Genomic DNA, 15,193 nt, shown 5'->3' with positions numbered 1-15,193 from the left:
ATCATGAGTTGCCTCGGAATCGTCAGCTTCACCGTCGCCGCCGATCCCGATCCGGCGGGGCTGGAATTCTTCGAGAAAAGGGTCCGGCCGATTCTCATCAGCCGCTGCTACGAATGCCATAGCAGCAAAAACGAAGAGCCCAAAGGTGGTCTGCGGGTCGATACTTTGGCCGCGTTACTGAAGGGTGGCGAAACGGGCCCCGGTGTGGTGCCCGGCAAGACCAAGGACAGCCTGATGATCGACGCGGTGAACTACGGCGAACTGTATCAGATGCCGCCCAAGGGAAAGATGCCGGCGGACGAGATCGACGTGCTGACGAAGTGGGTCGAGATGGGGGCACCCTGGCCTGCCGAAAAAGATCCCAGCGAAGGCCTGGTCAAAGGTTTTGATCTCGCCCGCCGCAAGGCTGAGCATTGGGCCTGGCAGCCCCTGAAAGAGCAACCGCTGCCCACGGTAAAGAACGAAGCCTGGATCAGACAGCCGAGCGACCGGTTCGTTCTTGCCAAGCTCGAAGCAGCGGGCCTCTCCCCTGCCCCGCCCGCTGACCGGCGAACCCTCATTCGCCGTGTTTACTTCGATCTAATTGGCTTGCCCCCCACTCCCGCAGAAGTGCACGCCTTCCTCAACGATCAATCGACGGGCGCGCTCGAAAAAGTCGTCGATCGCTTGCTGCAATCGCCTCACTTCGGCGAACGTTGGGGCCGCCATTGGCTGGACCTGATGCGGTACGCCGAATCGCGCGGGCACGAATTCGATTACACCATTCCGGGCGCTCATCAATACCGCGACTACGTCATTCGCGCGCTCAATGCCGACGTTCCCTACGATCAGTTCATGACCGAGCACATCGCGGGCGACTTGATGCGCACGCCACGTCAGAATCCCGAGAAGAAGTTCAACGAATCGATTCTCGGCACCGGCTTTTGGTATCTCGGCGAATGGATTCACTCGCCCGTCGATATTCGCAAGGACGAGACCGATCGCTTCGACAACATGGTGGACGTCTTCAGCAAGAGCTTTCTGGGGCTCACCGTCTCCTGTGCTCGCTGCCACGATCACAAGTTTGATGCCATCTCGCAAAAAGACTACTACGCCCTGTTCGGCTACTTGCAAAGCAGCGGCCATCGGCTGGTGCGGTTCGAAACGCAACTGGAAGAAGAGCGGGTGATGCGGGAAGTCGATCAACTTACGACGACATACCGCGCAAGGATTGCCGAGCAGATCGCCGCCGAACGAGCATCGGCCATCGCAGAAGTGGCTGCATACCTGCTCGCTGTGCGCGAAGTCGTTCAAACGAAAACCGCTGCCGCCGAGATCGCCAAGGCGAAAAGCTTATCGGCCTCGCGACTAGAAGCTTGGGTAAAACTGATTAGCGATGCGAAGAGCCCGGCCGATCCGTTGCACTTGTGGTGGCTCGTCGCCAATGATGCTAAGGCCACGGATAGCTTGCGACTGGCAGAGATCCTGGCGAAATTCAAGGAAGTTGGCACATCGGCTCCGTACGAAGGCGAGTGGATTGTCGAGTATGGCAAGTTCGATTCATTCTGGAATCGCGACAGCGGCACGTTTGCTCTTGTTCGTGCGGGTGAGTTGTTGCTGGATAGTGGCGACGTGCCTAGCGTGAATCAATATACGTCCCTGCGTCGCGATTCAGCTTGGAACGGCCTTATACCTGACGGCGAACAAGAGGCGGGGCGATTAGGATTTCCTCGTGCTGGACGTACCATTCGCTCGGCGACGTTTGTGGTGAAGGACGGCCCAGTTCATTACCTGGTGAAAGGTGCGGGGCAAGTTTATGCAGCCGTGGATTCGCACGCGATGCTGAATGGCCCGTTGCACGGTGCACTCGTCAAAGAAATCGGCGGCAACAGTGACACCGCGCCGCGCTGGATCACGCATGATCTGCAGAGCTACGTCGGCCACAATTGCCACCTGGAATTCACCCCCAAGGGAAATGACGACCTGCAAATTCTGGCCATTGCTCAAGGCAAGAACGCCCCTCCCCTGCCCTACCCTCTCAATCGCGCAATGCGAAATGTAAATAGCATTCCCGACATGCCGACGGCAGGCCTCGAGACAGTCGCAAAAAGCTTTCAGGCTCTGTTTGCCACAGCGGCCAAGAGCCCAAGCGCCGACGCATCGCCGGCCGTCTTGAATCTGCTTGTCGCCGAACGGACCCTTTGGACCGAAACCCCGCGCGACGAAGCAGTCGTCTCGCTGCTAACCGAGTATCGCGAAAAACGCGACAAGCTGATTGCACAAATTCCCGCGAAGTCGCAACTCGCCCTAGCGATGTGGGACGGCAACGGCGTCGACGAGCATTTGCTCATTCGTGGCAATAGCAGCCTAAAGACAGCCGGCCCGTTGGTCCCGCGTCGGCTGCTCGAAGCGATTGAAATGGACCTGCAAGCGCCCGTGCCGACCAGCACTGCTGCAATCACTCCAACACCAGTGAACATGACGGGCAGTGGCCGCTTGCAACTCGCTCAAAAGTTGACGGACCCTCGAAATCCGTTTCCTTCGCGAGTGATGGTCAACCGCATATGGCATCACCTGTTCGGCCGCGGCATTGTGCCGAGCGTCGATAATTTCGGCGTGCTGGGGCAAGAACCAACGCATCCTGAGTTGCTCGACCATCTGGCTCTGCAGTTCATGGCCGATGGCTGGTCGGTGAAGCACGCGATTCGTCGTCTCGTCCTCAGCAATGCTTATCAAATGGCCAGCGGCGGTTCGTCAGTCAACAACATGCAGCTCGCGCTCGCCGACGAACGAGATCCAGAAAATCTGCTCTTTCACAAAGCTCAGCTTCGCCGCTTGGAAGGCGAGATCATTCGCGACTCGATCCTGACTCTTTCCGGCCGTCTCGACAAAAAGCAATTCGGTCCCAGCGTGCCGACGCATCTCACCGCGTTCATGCAAGGCCGTGGTCGCCCCGGCAGCGGTCCGCTCGATGGCGATGGCCGCCGCAGCATTTACCTCGGCGTTCGCCGCAACTTTCTCTCGCCCCTGATGCTGGCCTTCGATGTGCCCAACCCGGCCAGTACCATCGGCAAGCGCAACGTCAGCAATGTCCCCGCGCAAGCACTCATTTTGATGAACGACCCGCTGGTCTCTGACCAAGCGAAACTCTGGGCCAGGCGAACTCTTACCGTGAAAGATGTCACCGCTGATGTTCGCATCGGGCAGCTCTACGAAGAAGCTTTCAGTCGCCCAGCCACGACCGACGAACTTACAGCCGCCAGTGAGTTTTTAAAAACGCAAGGCAAAGAATACGGCCTCACCGAAGACAAAGTCGCCAGCGATGAACGCGTGTGGACCGACCTTTGCCACGTGCTGATCAACAGCAAAGAGTTTGTGTTCATCAGGTAGCTTCTTCCTAACTCCCTCTCCTCGGTAGTCCGGGGAGAGGGCCGGGGTGAGGGGCAGAACCGCGGTCAACTTGACCATTCCTTACGAGAATCGCTCATGCCCACCAAACGCAATCGAACTCCGCTGTTTGTCGGACGATCGCGAGAAATGCGCCATCAGCTCAACGATGCCGAAGCGATGGTCTGGAACGCCGTGCGCGATCGAAAACTTGGCAACTTCAAGTTCCGTCGCCAGTATTCACTCGGGAACTACATCGCGGACTTCTACTGTGCCGAAGCGCGCGTCATCGTAGAACTCGATGGCGAGACGCATGTCGGCAAGGAAGAATATGATGCCACGCGGGAGGATTGGATGACCTCGCAAGGAATCTGCGTGATGCGATTCCAGAACGACGATGTTTACGATTCACTTGAAGAACTGCTGGAAGTGTTGTGGCGCAAGTGCGTGGAACGAACCACTGCAGCCCAAGCCCCTCACCCTAACCCTCTCCCCGGAGTACCGAGGAGAGGGAACTAAATCAAATACAGCTAAGCGAAATAAGAAGGCCAGCCGATGTACCCTTGCCAACGCGTTCGATCCACCTGCCACTCGCGCCGCGATTTTCTGCAACAAGCGGGAGCGGGCTTTGGTGCGTTCACCATGTCGGCCTTGATGTCCAGTGGTGAATTACCCACGATTCAAGCAGCGGAAAGTGTCGGCAAGGATCTCGGCCCCTTCGCGCCGCGGAAAACGCACTTTGCCGCGAAGGCGAAGAGCGTCATCTATTTGTACATGGATGGCGGGCCGAGCCAGGTCGATACGTTCGATCCGAAGCCGCGACTTACGGCCGAGAATGGCAAGCCGTTCGGCCTGAAGATGGAGCCGACGCAATTCAACAACAACGGCGCCACGCTCGGCAGTCCGTGGAAGTTCAACCAGTACGGGCAATGTGGGCTCCCGGTCAGCGATCTGTTTCCTAACGTCGCCAAACATGCCGACAAGCTGGCGGTGATTCGCTCGATGACGAGTGAGTTTCCCGAGCACACTTCGGCCAACTACTTTTTGCATACCGGCACCGGAGTGCAAGGCCGGCCGAGCATGGGTGCCTGGTTTAACTATGGCCTCGGCAGCGAGTGCCGCAACTTGCCGGGCTTTGTCGTGATCAACGGCGGGCTCATTCCTCCCGGTGGGCTCGACAATTTTAACAGCGGCTTCTTACCAGCCACGTATCAAGGTTCCCTCTTCGCGGCCCAGCAGCCCCCGGTCTCGAACATCCAGCGCCTAGAAGCGACCGACAGTCTGCAAAAGAACAAGCTGGCCCTGCTCAAAAAACTCGATGAGCAGTTGCTTGTGCGCGAAGGGAAGAGCGACGCGGTCGAATCGGCCATTGCGAACTACGAGCTTGCTTACCGCATGCAAACCGTGGTGCCGGAATTGATGGATCTAAAGAACGAAACTGCGGCCACGCAAAGCATGTATGGTCTCGATGCCATGTATGCCCCGACGCAAACCTTTGGTCGGCAGTGCTTGCTCGCGCGGCGACTGGTCGAACAAGGCGTTCGCTTTATTGAACTCACTTGCCCAGGACTTGGCCACGATCGCTGGGACCAGCATGCGAATTTGCAGAAAGGTCACGAAGACAACAGCCGTTGCGTCGATCAGCCCATCGCAGCGTTATTGACCGATCTGGAACAGCGCGGCCTGCTCGCCAGCACGCTGGTCGTCTGGTCGGGAGAGTTTGGCCGCACTCCGTTCGCACAAGGCTCGAACGGCCGCGATCACAATCCGTTCGGCTTCAGCCTGTGGATGGCTGGCGGCGGCATCAAGGGCGGAACTACCTACGGCGCAACGGACGAATATGGTTACAAAGCGGTCGAGAACGTCTGCGAGATTCACGACCTGCATGCCACGATGTTCCACCTGCTCGGCATGGATCACACCCGGGTGACTTTCCGCTTTGCGGGTCGCGACATGCGGCTCACCGATGTGAAGGGGCATGTGCTGAAAGACATCATCGCGTAGTTGAACATCCGTTTGGAATTTCCCTCCCTCATGATTAGCACCATGCTCGCACGAATCATCTACTGCCTCGCCGCGGTTCTCAGCCTATCGGTTTCATTCCCTTTGCTCGCTGCTGAACCCGCGCTGGACGCCAAGAGTGACTATCGCGCCGAGCGATCCAATCCGGTCACTTACGATATTGAACTCGCGGCCATCGTTACCGCCCCGTATCACACCCACACGCTCAAAGTCTGGCTGCCGATTCCGACCAGCGATTTCGCTCAAGAAGTGACGCCCGGCGAAATCAGCGTCTTTCCTAGCGACGTCAAGCCACAAATCGCGGTTGAAAGCGTGTATGGAAACAAGTTCGCCTATTTCGAGTTCAATGATCCGCAGGGTGCGCAGATCATTCGCCATCGCTTTCGCGTGAGAGCCTACGAACTGCACTGGAAAATCGATCCGGCGAAGGTCACGGAGCACAGCATGTGGCCAGACAGTTTCGCGGCGTATTTGAAAGGAGATCAGACCGTTGTCGTTAATGGAGCGATCGAATCTCAGGCCAAGACAATCGTAGGCAGCGAAAGAAATCCTGCCGATAATCTGAGCCTGATTATGCAGTGGATGCACGGGACGATGAAGTACGATCACGGTCAGGCATCGCTGGCCGCCAGTTCACTGCACGCCTTACAAACGCAGACTGGACATTGCAGCGACTATCACGGACTCTGTTCGGCGTTCGGCCGGGCGCTCGGCTATCCCACGCGAGTGACGTACGGACTCAACACGTTTCCCAAGAACAGCCCCTCGCACTGCAAGCTCGAAGTCTTTCTGCCGCCCTACGGTTGGGTCAGCTTTGATGTTTCCGAGACGCAGCGACTGATGCAGGCGATTGACAAAGATTCCCAGCTCATGCCAGCGCAGCGGAAAGAACTGCAAGCTGCGGCCTTCGACCGCTTAAAGCAGGGCTATCGCGACAACACTTGGTTCCTGCAAACGCGGGGAACAGGTTACGACCTGGTTCCGCCAGCAAAACAGAAGGTGAACGTCGTGCGCACCATTTATGCCGAAGCCGATGGCGTTGCGCTACCTGAGCCTGATCCGGCCGATCCGAAGCAAACAAAACTGGCCTGGCAGATCGGTTTGAAGGTTACGGCGGACAAGGAAGTGAAGTATCCGTTTAGCTACGGCAAGTGATGCAGGCCAGAACATCTGCCGGAACATGGCCGAGTACCGCTTGTTGCCGACCTACTATCTGAGGCTCTCAGCGAATTTACTTCAGCCATTTTTGGATCATGGCGGCGGCAACTTCATCGCAGGACTTCTCCGCCGGTTCGCCAGCCGTGTTGGTGGCGGCAATTACGGCGAACTTTCGATCGGGCGCCAGCCACATGACGGCGAACCACATGTTGTTCGAACCGTTGTGCATCAATGCCTTGCCGCCTGCCCAGGGCCGCTCGACGACGATCCAACCGCAGGCATAGTCGCCTCCATTCGGTGGCGTGTGGAGCCGCCGGAGTGTTTCTGGCTTGAGTAACTGCGGAACTTCCTTTGAGCCCAGATGAAGTTGCACGTACCTGGCAAAATCATCCATGTTGCAGTGCACCCGACCGGCCGGACTGATGGCGGGCGGGTTGTCGAGTTGAATCGGGGTGCTTTTGTTCTGCTCGCGCGTATGTCCCCAAGGCTGTTCGACCTTCCCTCTTTTGCCCGGAGGTCCAAAGCCCGCTGACTTCATTGGCAACGGCCGGAAGATTCTTTCGGCAATGATCGTTTCCCAAGGCTTGCCTTCGACCTTTTCCAGCATGGCAGCGGCGATGGTATAGCCCTGATTGGAGTAGATCATCTCAGCGCCAGGCTTCGCGGCTGGTGTTTGCTGCAGCGCGGCTGCGATGAATTCGCGCCGTTGATTTGCAACCGAACCCACTTCCTTCCACGCTCGCTCCCACGCGGCCGCTGGCGGGTCCGTCGGGAATCCGCCTCGATTTTGCAGCAGTTGCTCGAGGGTAACAACCTCGTACTCCTTGTTCATTTTTCCCTTGAACTCGGGCAATACTTCGGCGATCGTGCTCTCCCACTTGATCTTTCCTTCGTCGATCAAGATCCCGGCGAGCGTGGCCGTCATCGACTTGGTGCAAGAGCCAATGTGAAAGGCATCGTCAATGGTGACGGGAGCTTCATCGCCCGTTTTGCGAACTCCCACGGCACCGCGATCGACCACTTTGCCATCGTAAATCACGACGGCGGCCAAGGCTGGCAACTCGTGCTGCTTGCGCAGCGACTCAAGCAGCTTGGCGGTGTCCTTATGCTGCGCAGAAGCAGTTCCGCCAAGCGTCACGGTGATCAAACCCAAACACAGGCCGGGGAGAAGTAGTCTGTTCATGCGGCGCAGTTTAGAAGCAGCGCACGACCACTGCAATTGTCTGCGGCAGTAAAGTACGCAGTTCCCGCATGCATTGCAGATTGATGGCGATAAAAACTTCCTGCCGGAACAGCGCGGAGTACCGCTGGTTACCGGCCTGCTTTTTAATAACGGGCCAGATCTTTTTTGCCTTGATTCGGGTGAAGCTTGGTGATGGTCTCTTCGGCCTTAAGGATCATCATCCGCAGGTCGCTGCCGACGGCGAGGAACTGCATCCCTTGCTGGGCGCGTTGCAGAGCCGAGTCCGGGTCCATGGCGTGAATGCCGGTCGCGCACTTGGTCTTCTTGCCGGCGCGAATGACTTCTTGAATGGCCGCTTCGTGCTCTTCGGTGGTGGGGAATGTGCCATCGGGGGCACGCATTTGAAAACGGAGATCGTTCGGGCCGATGAAGATTGCATCGACGCCTGGCAAGCTGTAGATCGCTTCGGCATTCTTCACACCGGTCGGGCTTTCGGTTTGCAGCACGACGAGGATGTTGTCGTTGGCCTGAGCGTAGTAGTCACCGGCGGTAGCGCCAAAGTTCATCGAGTGCATGCCGCCACCCACGCTGCGGTTGCCGATCGGCGGGTAGTAGGCAGCGGCGATTGCCAGCTTGGCTTGTTCGACGGTATCGACCATCGGCACGACGATGCCCCACGCGCCGGCATCGAGCACGCGCTTGATCAGGTGATGATTGCCTTCGGGCACACGGGCGAGCGGCACGCAGCCCGCATCGGCAACGGCAGCGAAGATCATGGCCGCTTGCGACCAGTCCACCGCCGAGTGCTCGATATCGAGCGTGAGCCAATCGAAGCCCATGCGAGCCAGCACGCGAGTCGCGTAGAGGTCACCCAGCGAGAGCCAGGTACCGTAGCTGACTTCGCCACGATGGAGCTTTTCTTTAACGGTGTTCTTACGCATGGTGGCCTCACATCACCCTCGCTGACGCGTCGGGCTCCTTATTGAACTTCCAAAATATCCTGCGTCTCGCCGTTCGGTAAAAAGCGGCAGCAGACAAAGTCGGTGGCAAAGTTTTTGCCGAGCACAGTACGGTTGCCACGCCACGCCAGCGAGCGATACAGCAGCCACTGCGTGTAGTGCGATTGAATGCGATAGCCCACTGCCACATCGCGAGGCTGCACCAGCAGCGATTCGCCAATCGTCAGCTGCCGCCAGGTAACCGGATTCTTAAACCGCGAAGGGCTTAGGTCGAGCCACAACGGGGCAAATAGGTTCCGCGCGTTCGCCTTGAGCGTGTGTCGCAAGTTGCCATTCTGGCTGAGCAACTCGCCCGTCATCGGCTGCTTGCGCCATTCAGGCATCGCGAGTGGCATCACGACCGCCAACGGCTTCTTATTGCAGACCAGGTGCCCTTCGCGACTTTCGGCTTGAGGCACAAACGAAACTTGCGGCGCGAGCGGAATGTTCGTGGCGTATTCGAGTCGCGGAATTGGCAGCGAAGTATCAAGAGCGTTGGCCGGCGTGACCTTGTTTTCGTCGTTGAGCAGACTATCGGCAAGCAACAAACATTCGTCGCGGCGGACAAGGAGCATGTGCCGCTGCAACAGCCAACCGCCGCTCAGCTTTTGTTCGATCTCGAGATAATCACAGTCGTTATCGGTGTGCCAACAAACTTCGGTCCAAGGGCCGACGGGAGTCGTCACTTGGCCATTGATGCTGATCTCGACAGTCCACTCGCCATGCAGCAAGGGCTGATTGCCGCTCGACAGATCGAGCGAGACTTGCGGGCGAGCAAAATCGGCGGTCGCCTGCAACTGCGGCGCGCACCAGCGGTTTCGTAACACGCCGAGCGAAGCTTGCGGCGAGTAAAGCGGCGCGGCGGGCATGCCCTTGATAGGCTTGGGCTCGGTGCGATGCTTGCCGAAAGCCAGTTCGGCGATGGGCGGCGTCGATTTGGTAGCCAGCACGATGGCTGTCATAAATTCGCGATCGGCAGGCGTCCCCGCAGTGGGTTGCAGGACGAAACCGCCGTCGGGCCTCGAAAGACGAATCGCGTGGCGAGCCATTCGCTCCAACCGTTCGCGCGCCGTCTCGGAGAACTGTGTCTCGCTCCCCTGCAGCAACTCATGGGAGCGGACCAAACTGGCCAACCAAGGCCGCAGCAGTTCGCGGACGTTCGTCTTGGGCAGGGCAAACTGGTCGAGACAGGCAGTGGCAAGTCTGGCCTCGGTGCTCAAGGCAGTTTTGCGCAGGGAAGCGGCAAGTTTTGGATCGGGCGAAAGGCGAGCCAGGACCAAAGGGAGTTCGCAGCCGAGAATCAGTTGGGTTAAGGCTTCGTCGGGGGTCGCGCTGGCGGCCGAAGTTTCGGCGGCAGTGAGCAAGCGATTCACGAGGCGTATCGTCAGGTCGGTTTTGTCGACCTTGGCAATGGCAGGAAGCAGATATGCCAGCGAGAGTCGTTTCAGCGACTCGGTCAACTCAACGACAACCGCTGACGATTCCAACGCGGGCTGAATCTCGCCCAGCACGTCACTTTTTACTCGCTGGCTGCGCAGGGTCTGCTGCAACTTCTCGGCGAGGGTCAAACCGCCCCAACACAATGGCAACGTCTTGCCACCGACCAGACGGGCCAGCGGTGTGAAAGGCTGAGCACGGAGTGCGGTAAGCCAGGCGGTTTCGTCGATTCGACGCAGCGGTTTGGGTGCTCGCGGTGCAGAGCGGGACGGCTCTGCCCGTGCGCTCAACGGACCCGTGGTGGCAGGTTCAGCGGACGAGCGCTGGGCAGAAGGGTCCCGATAGGTTGAATCGTCCATTCTCAGAGCGCACGCCGTAGGTGTATAATTCGACTGCCCATGCGGGCGAGGCTGTTTTAGCAACTCGCGTGGCCATTGCCTATCCGGCACGCACGCCGCGGCTCGACGACGCCAGGGTCAGCCGAAGTTTCCTCACCCTAGCATTTCGATGGAGTTCCCTCTCATGAAACGATCGCTCACTGGCACCTGGCCCCGCACTTCGCTTGCCATCACCCTGTTCGCCAGCGCTGGGCTGGCCATCGGCACCGCCCTGTTTGCCCTCCCCAGCATTGGTCAGGAAGCGGAAAAGCCGGCAGAGCCGAAAGCGGAAGCCAAGACCGAAACTCCCGCCGTCGAGAAGACGCCCGACGGTCTCGTCAAGCTGTCGAAAAAGCACGACGTGTGGATGGACACCAAGCGGAAGGCGATCATCGTGGATGGCAAGATTTGCCTCCGCGAAGGCCAACTCGAAATGTTCGCCTGTCCCAAGGGAACGAAGGAACACGAGTCGATTGTGGCCCTCAATTGCCTGCCGGAAGAAGTTCACGCCGGTTTGCTCGCCCTCGGTGCCAAGCAGGGGAAGACCGTCAAATTTGACCCGATGTACGAGCCCGCCACCGGCGAAATCGTCGATATTTTTGTGATGTGGAAAGAAGCCGACGGCACGGCGAAGGAAGTAAAAGCTCAGGAATTGATCAAGCACGCCAAGACGGGCAAGGCGATGGAATACGACTGGGTCTTTGCCGGCAGCGGCTTTTACAAGGATCCCGAAAGTGGTCGCCTGCACTACCAGGCCAACGGAGGCGACTTCATCTGCGTCTCGAATTTCCCCACCGCCACGCTCGATCTGCCCGTCGAAAGCACCCAGGCCAACGGCGGACTCCTGTTCCACGCCTTCACCGAAAATATTCCCGCCAAAGGAACCCCGGTGCGCGTGATTCTGGTGCCACGCATGAAGAAGGCTGATGACAAGAAGACCGACAAGCCGGCTGAGGCAGCGAAGACAGAAGCACCGAAGCCAGAAGCACCGAAGACGGAAGCACCAAAGACCGAAACGCCGGCAAAGGAGTAGCCCAACGATTGCCACCTGTCATCGGAGTCAGCTGCACCACCTCGAACAGCGACGCTAACAAGTTTGCGAAAATAATGAAGTATCTATTTGACAAAAGATCACTTCCGTGAGCTAATATCGGGACGTTCTCTTACAGTTTGGTGGTTGAGGTCCGTTCCCGCCTAGCGCGGATGGGCTTCGTCGTGCTCACCAGGCGAAGCCACAGTTGCCCGCGAGGGGCCTGTCCAAGAATTAGCCCCGTTGATGGACAAAGAGAGTGAGTTGCTAAAATTGCTGGCGACTCGCAAGTGATGCAACTGCAACACTTTCCGGCAAAATCTAAAAACGAATACCCGTCCAAAAACCCCAGGAGTTCTTGGACACTTGGGTGTTTGTCGAAAGAGGATCGCTGAGAGGGCCAGCGATCACAGAGTGACCTAAAACTGAACGACCTATGCTGTCGCGATTGAGTTAACCGGGGCGGGCGACTTGGCAAGTTCCGAAGGTCGCCAATCGACGAGCTGGATTTCGACCTTCGCCATGCCGCGAAATTCGTTGATCACTGGGCGGTAGGCGATATCGAGGGGACCATTGGCCCGGGTGAGCGCCTCGGCGTCATCGCCAAAACCAAAGCCGACACAGCGCATTGGCGTACGCAGGTGAGAGAGCTTGAGCGAGAGATGTCGCTCGCCGCCGCCAATTCGTTTGGGTGCTTCGGTAAGTGTTACGCCGGTCGCACAGAGTACTGGGCGAGGATTGCCCATGCCGAAGGGCGCCATCGATTCGATCTGGCGGACAACTTCGGTGGTGAGTTGGCAGAACGGGCCTTCGCCATCGATCCGCAGCTCACTCCCCTGCCCTCCCCTGCTGCTCGCTTCGGCTGCGGCATAGTCGAGAAACGCATTGCGGAAAGCTTCGATGCGCCCTTCTTCGATCTTCAAACCGGCCGCGGCGGCATGCCCGCCGTGAGCCAGTAGGTGTTCACTGCAGGCCATCAGTGCCTGGTGCAAGTTCACTCCGCCGGGCGAGCGTGCCGAGCCAGTGCCGGGCTTTGTACCGCTCGCATCCAGGGCGATGAGCACGACGGGAACCTGATACTTCTCCGCTAAGCGGCCGGCGACCAGGCCGATCACCCCGGCATGCCAGCCCTTGCCGGCGAGGACAAGAGCGCCGTCGTTTTCGGGATCGAATTCTTCTTTCGCCTGTTTGGCTGCGGCGAGCTGAATGCTGCGCTCGATGCTCTCGCGGCTATTATTAAGCTCATGAATGTATTCGGCCAGTTGCTGGGCTCGCGCGGCGTTGTCAGTGGTGAGCAATTCGACGGCGAGTTTTGCCTGACCAAAGCGGCCGGCAGCGTTCAAGCGAGGGGCGATGGCAAAGCCAATGTCTTCGCTGGAGAGAGCCGTCTTATCGGTCAGTTTGCAGACCTGCATCAGAGCCTGCAGGCCAATCGAGGGCTGAAACTTGAGGCTCGTCAGGCCGTGTCGTACCAGGATGCGATTTTCGTCGATCAGCGGCACCATATCGGCGACGGTGCCAATGGCGGCGAGACCGACGGCCGAGAGCAAGAAGTTGCGCAGGTTTTCCGTGACGCGCTTGGCACCGCTGGCCCGCTGACAGATGGCCCAGGCCAGCTTGAGTGCCACCCCTGCCCCGCACAGCCCGCCGAACGGATAGCTGGTGCCGGGCAACCGCGGGTGAACGATGACCGCCGCATTGGGAAGCGAATCGGCCAGTTCGTGGTGGTCGGTGATGATCAGCTCGATGCCAACCTCGCGGGCAGTCTCTGCCTCGGCGACGCTGGTAATCCCGCAATCGACCGAGACGACGACGTTCGCGCCACGCTCGGCCAAGGTGCGGAGGGCCTCGCTATTGAGCCCATAACCTTCCGAGAGGCGATCGGGGACGTAGTACTGACAATCGGCTCCGAGCAGCTTCAAGCAGTTGAGGAGCAGGCTCGAGCCGGTCATGCCATCGGCGTCGTAGTCACCATAGATTACGATCTTTCGCTTGGCAGTGATGGCCGCATGAATGCGATCGGCGGCTTCGGCGGCGCCGGGCAACAGATCGGGCTCGCGCAGGCCAGAGAGCTTGGCGTCGAGAAAGGAGCGGGCGGTGACGGGGTCGTACACGCCGCGGCTAAGAAGAAGCTGTGCGACGATGCTCGGCACAGCGGCATCGCGTTCCAACTGGGCGACTCTTCCCGCATCCAAGGGGCTGATTCGCCAGCGCTTGCGCATGACAGCTTCCGTACTGGTAGAAAATCCCTGAAGAATGCCTGGCGAGAGCGCAAAGTAGCGCGGCCGGGCCTGTGACCATCCAGCCGAGCTTAGGCCAGCTGGAGGTCGGCGGCAAGAGCCGGCTTACTTCTTCTTTTCGATGTGCAGCGTGTGCTTGCGCAGGCGGGATGAATACTTTTTGAGCTTCAACTTTTCACCACCCGGCTTGCGGCGGAGGATGTAGTTGATGTCGCCCGTTTCTTCGCAAACCAGAAAGACGACTTCGGCTTTTTTCTTGCTTTTGGCCATGATAGGAACTTCCGTCAGATCGATTCAAAACGCCGTCAAAATCAGTAGTGCGTACGTGCCTGCTGCAGCAAGCCCGTGCTGGCACGCACGACGGCCTGTTTAGGGGAATCCAAGAGTATAGGCAGTTGCCTGCCGTTGCGGAATAGGGACCACGGTGAACTTACTGCAGATTTCGCTAGCTCGAAACGGCCGCGAAGGGGCTTATTGAGGCTTCAGCAGGGAGAATTGCACCACGTCGATTGCTCCCCGGCGGAAATAGCCGGCACAACCCGTCAAATATTTCATATAGGTGTCGTAGGTTGCCGGCGACGTCAGCTCGATCGCTGATTCGCGTTTGGCTGCCAAACTAGCAGCCCAGCAATCAAGTGTCTGGGCGTAATGCTGCTGAAGCGAATGGAGGCGGGTCACTTGAAAACCCGCCTCTTCGGCGTAGCGGCGAATCTGGGAGGCCGGGCGAAGCTGACCGCCGGGAAAGATTTCCTTGGCAATGAACTTCATGAAAAGCACATCTTCGTAAGTGACCGCCATACCGGGTCGCTCGCGCACTTCATCTTCGGCAAAGACAATGCTGTGCAGCAACATTGGCGAGCCGGGCTTGAGCAGGCGAAACATGTTGGCGAAAAACGCGGCATACCGTTCTTCGCGAAAGTGTTCGAAGGCGCCGATGGACACGATGCGATCGACGGGCTCGTCGAATTCTTCCCAGCCTTGCAGACGCACTTCGACGCGGCCACTCAAATCAGCAAGTCGTTCGCGAGCAAGTTCCGCTTGAGCCTTACTGAGCGTCAAACCAACGGCTGTCACTTGGTGGTGTTCGACAGCGCGGCGAATGGTCGCGCCCCAACCACAACCGACATCAAGTAACCGCTGGCCAGGCTGTAGATCGCACTTACCGAGAGCGAGGTCGATCTTGGCCTGCTGGGCAGCGGCGAGCGGAATACCCGCTGGCTCGAAGTAGGCACAGCTGTAGGTCATCGACGGATCGAGAAACAGCGCATAGAAGTCGTTCGAAAGATCGTAGTGCGCCTGAATGTTCGCGTAAAAAGGCTCGAGGGCTTTTGCCATACCGAAAAATCCATTCTGCAAACGTCTGCAAATAACCAAAGGCACGA

11 protein-coding genes are annotated in these 15,193 nt (G+C 58.5%); 5 read left to right on the top strand and 6 right to left on the bottom strand.

What is annotated here, in order from left to right; translation table 11 throughout:
* The first annotated feature begins 3 nt into the window (after positions 1-3).
* The 4 genes from NA78x_RS10270 to NA78x_RS10255 all read left to right on the top strand — a co-directional run bounded on the left by NA78x_RS10270 (position 4) and on the right by NA78x_RS10255 (position 6,543).
* Positions 4-3,369 carry a PSD1 and planctomycete cytochrome C domain-containing protein gene (locus tag NA78x_RS10270; protein ID WP_425618349.1) on the top strand — a complete coding sequence of 1,122 codons (3,366 nt, stop codon included), beginning with the start codon at positions 4-6 and terminating at the stop codon, positions 3,367-3,369.
* Positions 3,370-3,465: 96 nt separating this feature from the next.
* Positions 3,466-3,885, top strand: coding sequence for an endonuclease domain-containing protein (locus NA78x_RS10265; RefSeq protein ID WP_425618348.1), 420 nt, complete (start codon positions 3,466-3,468; stop codon positions 3,883-3,885).
* A 36-nt stretch (positions 3,886-3,921) separates the two neighbouring features.
* Positions 3,922-5,370, top strand: coding sequence for a DUF1501 domain-containing protein (locus NA78x_RS10260; RefSeq protein WP_425618347.1), 1,449 nt, complete (start codon positions 3,922-3,924; stop codon positions 5,368-5,370).
* 42 nt (positions 5,371-5,412) lie between these two features.
* Complete coding sequence (locus NA78x_RS10255; RefSeq protein WP_425618346.1) at positions 5,413-6,543, top strand: transglutaminase-like domain-containing protein; 1,131 nt, start codon at positions 5,413-5,415, stop codon at positions 6,541-6,543.
* Positions 6,544-6,619: 76 nt separating this feature from the next.
* On the opposite strand, the gene NA78x_RS10250 is transcribed toward NA78x_RS10255, so the two are convergent.
* The 3 genes from NA78x_RS10250 to NA78x_RS10240 all read right to left on the bottom strand — a co-directional run bounded on the left by NA78x_RS10250 (position 6,620) and on the right by NA78x_RS10240 (position 10,523).
* Positions 6,620-7,729: a serine hydrolase domain-containing protein gene (locus NA78x_RS10250; RefSeq protein WP_425618345.1), complete on the bottom strand. Its 1,110-nt coding sequence runs from the start codon at positions 7,727-7,729 to the stop codon at positions 6,620-6,622.
* A gap of 143 nt (positions 7,730-7,872) precedes the next feature.
* Positions 7,873-8,670, bottom strand: coding sequence for an HpcH/HpaI aldolase family protein (locus NA78x_RS10245; RefSeq protein WP_425618344.1), 798 nt, complete (start codon positions 8,668-8,670; stop codon positions 7,873-7,875).
* Between the two features lie 38 nt (positions 8,671-8,708).
* Complete coding sequence (locus tag NA78x_RS10240; RefSeq protein WP_425618343.1) at positions 8,709-10,523, bottom strand: hypothetical protein; 1,815 nt, start codon at positions 10,521-10,523, stop codon at positions 8,709-8,711.
* A 163-nt stretch (positions 10,524-10,686) separates the two neighbouring features.
* Between NA78x_RS10240 and NA78x_RS10235 the strand changes: the two genes are divergently transcribed.
* A complete protein-coding gene (locus NA78x_RS10235; protein WP_425618342.1) occupies positions 10,687-11,574 on the top strand; it encodes a YdjY domain-containing protein in 888 nt (295 codons plus the stop codon).
* A 431-nt stretch (positions 11,575-12,005) separates the two neighbouring features.
* Here the strand turns inward: NA78x_RS10235 and recJ are convergent, their stop codons facing one another.
* The 3 genes from recJ to NA78x_RS10220 all read right to left on the bottom strand — a co-directional run bounded on the left by recJ (position 12,006) and on the right by NA78x_RS10220 (position 15,146).
* Positions 12,006-13,793, bottom strand: coding sequence for a single-stranded-DNA-specific exonuclease RecJ (gene recJ, locus NA78x_RS10230; RefSeq protein WP_425618341.1), 1,788 nt, complete (start codon positions 13,791-13,793; stop codon positions 12,006-12,008).
* Between the two features lie 123 nt (positions 13,794-13,916).
* Positions 13,917-14,081: a 50S ribosomal protein L33 gene (rpmG, locus tag NA78x_RS10225; RefSeq protein WP_145088164.1), complete on the bottom strand. Its 165-nt coding sequence runs from the start codon at positions 14,079-14,081 to the stop codon at positions 13,917-13,919.
* Positions 14,082-14,282: 201 nt separating this feature from the next.
* Positions 14,283-15,146: a class I SAM-dependent methyltransferase gene (locus tag NA78x_RS10220; RefSeq protein WP_425618340.1), complete on the bottom strand. Its 864-nt coding sequence runs from the start codon at positions 15,144-15,146 to the stop codon at positions 14,283-14,285.
* Positions 15,147-15,193 lie beyond the last annotated feature (47 nt).

This window comes from Anatilimnocola aquadivae (assembly GCF_049819085.1).
In the GTDB taxonomy this organism is placed as follows: domain Bacteria; phylum Planctomycetota; class Planctomycetia; order Pirellulales; family Pirellulaceae; genus Anatilimnocola.
The sequence above is the reverse complement of the archived record's forward strand: the minus strand, read 5'-3'. Positions and strand labels throughout refer to the sequence as shown.

What these genes read in the sequence shown, in the direction of transcription:
- NA78x_RS10270 (WP_425618349.1), top strand. Translation starts at nt 4, where the DNA reads ATGAGTTGCCTCGGAATCGTCAGCTTCACCGTCGCCGCCGATCCCGAT.
- NA78x_RS10260 (WP_425618347.1), top strand. Translation starts at nt 3,922, where the DNA reads ATGTACCCTTGCCAACGCGTTCGATCCACCTGCCACTCGCGCCGCGAT.
- NA78x_RS10245 (WP_425618344.1), bottom strand. Translation starts at nt 8,670, where the DNA reads ATGCGTAAGAACACCGTTAAAGAAAAGCTCCATCGTGGCGAAGTCAGC.
- NA78x_RS10235 (WP_425618342.1), top strand. Translation starts at nt 10,687, where the DNA reads ATGAAACGATCGCTCACTGGCACCTGGCCCCGCACTTCGCTTGCCATC.
- NA78x_RS10220 (WP_425618340.1), bottom strand. Translation starts at nt 15,146, where the DNA reads ATGGCAAAAGCCCTCGAGCCTTTTTACGCGAACATTCAGGCGCACTAC.
- NA78x_RS10265 (WP_425618348.1), top strand. Translation starts at nt 3,466, where the DNA reads ATGCCCACCAAACGCAATCGAACTCCGCTGTTTGTCGGACGATCGCGA.
- NA78x_RS10255 (WP_425618346.1), top strand. Translation starts at nt 5,413, where the DNA reads ATGCTCGCACGAATCATCTACTGCCTCGCCGCGGTTCTCAGCCTATCG.
- rpmG (WP_145088164.1), bottom strand. Translation starts at nt 14,081, where the DNA reads ATGGCCAAAAGCAAGAAAAAAGCCGAAGTCGTCTTTCTGGTTTGCGAA.
- NA78x_RS10250 (WP_425618345.1), bottom strand. Translation starts at nt 7,729, where the DNA reads ATGAACAGACTACTTCTCCCCGGCCTGTGTTTGGGTTTGATCACCGTG.
- NA78x_RS10240 (WP_425618343.1), bottom strand. Translation starts at nt 10,523, where the DNA reads ATGGACGATTCAACCTATCGGGACCCTTCTGCCCAGCGCTCGTCCGCT.
- recJ (WP_425618341.1), bottom strand. Translation starts at nt 13,793, where the DNA reads ATGCGCAAGCGCTGGCGAATCAGCCCCTTGGATGCGGGAAGAGTCGCC.